Source organism: Streptococcus sp. CL8.13 (genome assembly GCF_049737895.1).
Genome location: NZ_JBKOTT010000071.1, coordinates 1 through 4,827 on the forward strand (window position 1 = coordinate 1; position 4,827 = coordinate 4,827).

The following is a 4,827-nucleotide window of genomic DNA, read 5'->3' on the forward strand; positions in this document are numbered from 1 at the left end:
CCACTTCTTTTGACAGCATTTCTGGCTGGGCTTTTGGATCCTTTTCTGTAGAAACTGCTTTTTCTGAATTTGAAATGCTTGCTTCAACTGACGGTTGAGTTACAACTGGTTTTTCTGCCGACTGATCTGACTCAGGTCTAGGAACAACTTGATTTTTATCAGTGTCTACAGTAGCTGCTTCTACCTTGGGTTGAGCTACTTCAGCATCTGGGTCCTTTTGCTTTTCCGTATGGACACCTATCACTTCACTGGCGCGTACGACTGGCGCATTGGCTACAGCACCAATAAAGAATTGCCCAATCAAAACAGATGCCACACCGACACTGAATTTTCTAATGGCAAACTTTTGACGTTTTTCGAATTTCACTTCTATTCTCCCTTATTATTTTTTTGAGTTCTTTTATCAAACAATAATAAACATATACTAAATCATAAGCAATTGTGTATATTATTGCCTATTTTACTATTTTAATACTTTCTAAATAAAAATCAACAGATATCCACTGTTTTCTTTCACAGCAAAAGTAGAAATAACCACTAATAATAAATTTATCACAAAATAAAATACGCAAAATTAATAACTATTCATTTCATTAAGTGTTTGTTCTCGCTATACGCATATTTACCCCCCCCCCATGAAATATTGGGAGTTTTTTGTGAAATATAACATTTTTAGTACAAATTTCAATTTCTAGACTCAGAGATAGACAAAGTCCACTTCACAATTATTGTAGGGTGAAAGTTCTGCTATTTTCCATTTACTGAGTAGCAACTTCATTTCACGCTTGATAGCAAACAAAAAGACTCCATAAAATCTGAAATGGATCTTAGCCACTACAGATTTTATGGAGTTTTATTATCTTAATGCTGTTACATCAAGGATTCTTAGCCTAAGTTACTCTTATATATTATTCCCACTCAACGGTTGCAGGTGGTTTACTTGTAATATCGTAGACGATACGGTTAACGTGATCCACTTCGTTTACGATACGTACTGAGATTTTTTGAAGCACTTCCCATGGAATTTTGGCAAAATCAGCAGTCATACCATCGATAGAGGTGATCGCACGGATTGCAATCGTGTAGTCATATGTACGACCGTCACCCATAACACCGACTGAACGAACACCTGTGTTAACTGTGAAGTATTGCCAGATATCGCGGTCAAGGCCAGCTTTAGCAATTTCCTCACGAAGAATAGCGTCTGATTCACGAACTGTTTCTAGCTTTTCTTCAGTGATTTCACCCATAACACGGATAGCAAGTCCTGGTCCTGGGAATGGTTGGCGCCATACGATATGGTCTGGCATACCAAGCTCTGTACCAAGGGCACGAACTTCGTCTTTATAGAGAGTGTTGAGTGGTTCAATCAATTCAAACTGCATGTCTTCTGGAAGACCACCCACGTTGTGGTGTGACTTGATAGTTTGAGCTGTATCTGTACCAGACTCGATAACGTCTGTATATAAGGTACCTTGAGCAAGGAATTTCACATCTTTGAGCTTGCTTGCTTCGTCATCAAAGACATAAACAAACTCGTTACCGATGATTTTACGTTTTTGTTCAGGGTCAGAAACTCCTGCAAGTTTATCAAGGAAACGTTTAGCAGCGTCTGCTTTGACGATATTCAACCCAAACTTACCACCAAGCATTTCCATAACTTGGTCCGCTTCTCCTTTACGAAGAAGACCGTGGTCTACGAAGATACAGATCAATTGATTGCCAATAGCCTTTTGGAGAAGAACTCCAACAACTGAAGAGTCAACACCACCTGATAGACCGAGAAGGACACGTTTATCACCGACGGTTTCACGAATTTTTTGGATCTGCATATCAATGAAGTTATCCATTGACCAGTCGCCTTTAGCTTTACAGATGTTAAGAGCAAAGTTACGAAGGATATCATTTCCGTACACAGAATGACGAACTTCTGGGTGGAATTGGATACCATAAATGTGTTTATCTGAGTTTTCGATGGCTGCGTATGGGCAGTCAGCTGATGTACCTGTACGAACAAAGTCAGCAGGAATCTCAGTAACCGCATCACCATGGCTCATCAAAACAGTCTGCTCGTCTGGTGTTGATTCAAAAAGAGCTGATGGTGTGTGAGTTAGGGTTGATTGACCGTATTCACGATTCCCAGCGTCACCTGCAGGAACAACTTTTCCTCCAAGTTTATGGGTCAATAACTGCATACCGTAACAAATTCCCAAAATAGGAATTCCGAGTTCGAAGATTTCTGGGTCAATATCGAATGAACCATCTTCATATACAGAGTTTGGACCACCTGAAAGGATGATTCCTACAGGATTGATTTCACGAACTTCAGCAGCTGAAATTTTATGGCTTTTTAGTTCTGAAAAAACACCAATCTCACGGATACGGCGTGAAATCAGCTGGTTGTATTGGCTACCATAGTCCAATACGATGATTTTTTCTACATCTTGCAAATCAGTTGAAATGTTGCTCATCTTTTTCCTTTCTCAAAAGAAATATCTTTTTTCAATATTCTATCACAAATAAGGGCGAATTACCAACTAAACAAGGCGAAGTTTGACTTTTTCTAGTTTATTGGGGTACAATAGAGAAAAGATAGAAATGAAGTGAAAAATATGCTACCCGCTTATATGAAAATCCATGATCAGATAAAAAAGGATATTGACGAACATCGTTGGGCCATTGGTGAGAGACTTCCCAGTGAAAGAGATTTAGCAGAGCAGTTTGCGGTCAGTCGCATGACCCTCCGCCAAGCCGTATCTCTATTAGTCGAAGAAGGCGTCTTAGAGCGCCGTGTAGGAAGTGGCACCTTTGTATCCAGTACACGTGTACAAGAAAAGATGCGAGGAACAACCAGTTTTACTGAAATTGTTAAATCCCAAGGTAAAGCACCCTCTAGCCAGCTCATTTCCTACAGAAAAACCATTCCCAATGAGCAGGAAGTTGCTAAACTAGGAATTTCTCCTACCGAAAATATTATCCGAATGGAACGTGTTCGCTATGCCGACCAAGTTCCTCTGGTTTATGAAGTTGCTTCTATTCCTGAAAAATTCATTAAGGACTTTAAAAAAGAAGAAATCACTAGTCATTTCTTCCAGACTCTACAAAAACACGGCTACCGTATTGGCAAATCACAGCAGACTATTTATGCTCGTCTCGCTAAGGAAAAAATTGCCCACTATTTGGAAGTTGAAAAAGGACATGCTATTCTTGGGCTGACTCAGGTTTCCTACCTAGAAGATGGTACTGCTTTTGAATATGTAAAAAGTCAATATGTAGGCGAACGTTTTGAATTTTATCTTGAGAATAATTAGATTACTAGGCAAAAACTCTCTGTCACGGACAAAGAGTCTTTTTTATTTCTCTAACAATAAATCTTTCAACGAAATCAAAGTGACTGCAATTAAAATCATTGCCATACCAAGAAAATCAATAGGATAAAATTGTTCATTCATAATTAGGAAGGCAAAGAAAACCGCCGAGATTGGTTCAATTGAAGCCAACAAACTTGACTTAACCGGTCCAATCAAACTGGCTCCCTTTAAGAAGGCTGTATAGGCAAAGACAGTCCCGATAAGAATAATGCCCGCAAAAGCGAGGAGAAAATCAAGACTAGTTGGGATAACAGTCTGTAGAAATCCTGTAAAAGGAAGGGCGACCAAACCTGCTATGACCATTCCCACACCAATGACCAAACTGCTCCCCCACTTCTTAATCAAGGATATGGGCAAAATGATATAAAGTGCGTAAGTCAGAGCAGAAAAGAGACCCCAGAACAGGCCTGCAGGTGTCATGGATAACTGGTCCAATTGCCCATGAGTTGCAATCAGGAAGGTCCCTCCAATAGCTAATATGATTGAAATAATCTCTCCCAGTGTCGGTGCCACCTTATCTTTGATACAGCTATAAATCAAAATCCCGACAGGACAAACATACTGAAGCACCGTCGCGGTTCCTGCATTGGTCTCCTGAATAGCAGTTAGATAGGCGAATTGGTTGAGGAAGAGACCAATTAGAGCAAAAATAAGAAGAGACAGCAAACTCTTTCTATCCTTTAAAAAGGCCAGCATTCTATCCTTTGCAGTAGCATAAGCCAAGACCATGAGAATCCCACCGGCGATTAAAAGTCGTAAGTTAGTTAAAACCAGAGACGAAATTCCATGTGCCATCAGGTATTGGCCACTCGTTCCTGACAAGCCCCAAGCAATCCCAGCCACAACTGTTAATAGAGTCCCTTTTAAACTGTTTGACATGTCTCTCCTTACTCTTCTTTGCGAATCAAGTCCATCACTTGATTGCGGTCTATAATCCATTGAGCTCTCTCATCCTTTTCATAGGTACGATTCGATAGGAAAATGACCGCTTCTTGCTTCTGACGATTCCACATGATAAAGGTACCTGTATAGCCCGTATGGTCTAGCCAATCTCCTTCCAAATTCCATGCTAAAGAACGTTCCTTGTCATCCAAAGTAGAAAAATTTTGACTCAAATCTCTTGCAAAATCATCTGCTAAATAGTGTTCTAAAAAAATTTGTAAATCCTTTACAGTCGAAAACAAACCAGCACTACCAGCATGTCTGCCTAGGAGGCGAGCCTTGGGATCATGTACCAGACCTGCCTCTACACCTCTAACTGTTGGAACAGCAAGTTCAACAGGACCAAACTGGGTTTCCGTCATTCTCCAAGGATTCCACACTTGTTCTTGTAAAATCACATCCAAGTCTTGATTAAAGATTCTTTCCAAGATAAAACCTAACAGCAAAAAATGGACATCCGAATAAAGAAAGGCTGACTGACTTCGTCTGTTGAGATGAAACATCGCGTCCTTTA

The 4,827-nt window shown here is 40.1% G+C and carries 5 protein-coding genes; 1 reads left to right on the forward strand and 4 read right to left on the reverse strand.

What is annotated here, in order from left to right; all coding sequences use genetic code 11:
* Both ACLNCN_RS03345 and guaA read right to left on the reverse strand, forming a co-directional pair.
* On the reverse strand, window positions 1-367 hold a 367-nt coding region (locus tag ACLNCN_RS03345; RefSeq protein ID WP_424844615.1), incomplete at its 3' end, for a YSIRK-type signal peptide-containing protein.
* A gap of 541 nt (window positions 368-908) precedes the next feature.
* Window positions 909-2,471 carry a glutamine-hydrolyzing GMP synthase gene (guaA, locus tag ACLNCN_RS03350; protein ID WP_084929606.1) on the reverse strand — a complete coding sequence of 521 codons (1,563 nt, stop codon included), beginning with the start codon at window positions 2,469-2,471 and terminating at the stop codon, window positions 909-911.
* Window positions 2,472-2,612: 141 nt separating this feature from the next.
* On the opposite strand from guaA, the gene ACLNCN_RS03355 reads away from it, so the two are divergent.
* Window positions 2,613-3,311, forward strand: coding sequence for a GntR family transcriptional regulator (locus ACLNCN_RS03355; protein ID WP_150922444.1), 699 nt, complete (start codon window positions 2,613-2,615; stop codon window positions 3,309-3,311).
* A gap of 42 nt (window positions 3,312-3,353) precedes the next feature.
* On the opposite strand, the gene ACLNCN_RS03360 is transcribed toward ACLNCN_RS03355, so the two are convergent.
* Together ACLNCN_RS03360 and ACLNCN_RS03365 are read right to left on the reverse strand one after the other, a co-directional pair.
* On the reverse strand, window positions 3,354-4,250 hold the full coding sequence (locus ACLNCN_RS03360) for a DMT family transporter (RefSeq protein WP_150922337.1): 897 nt from the start codon (window positions 4,248-4,250) through the stop codon (window positions 3,354-3,356).
* 8 nt (window positions 4,251-4,258) lie between these two features.
* The coding region (locus ACLNCN_RS03365; RefSeq protein WP_424844616.1) for a serine hydrolase domain-containing protein at window positions 4,259-4,827 on the reverse strand (569 nt) is incomplete at its 5' end.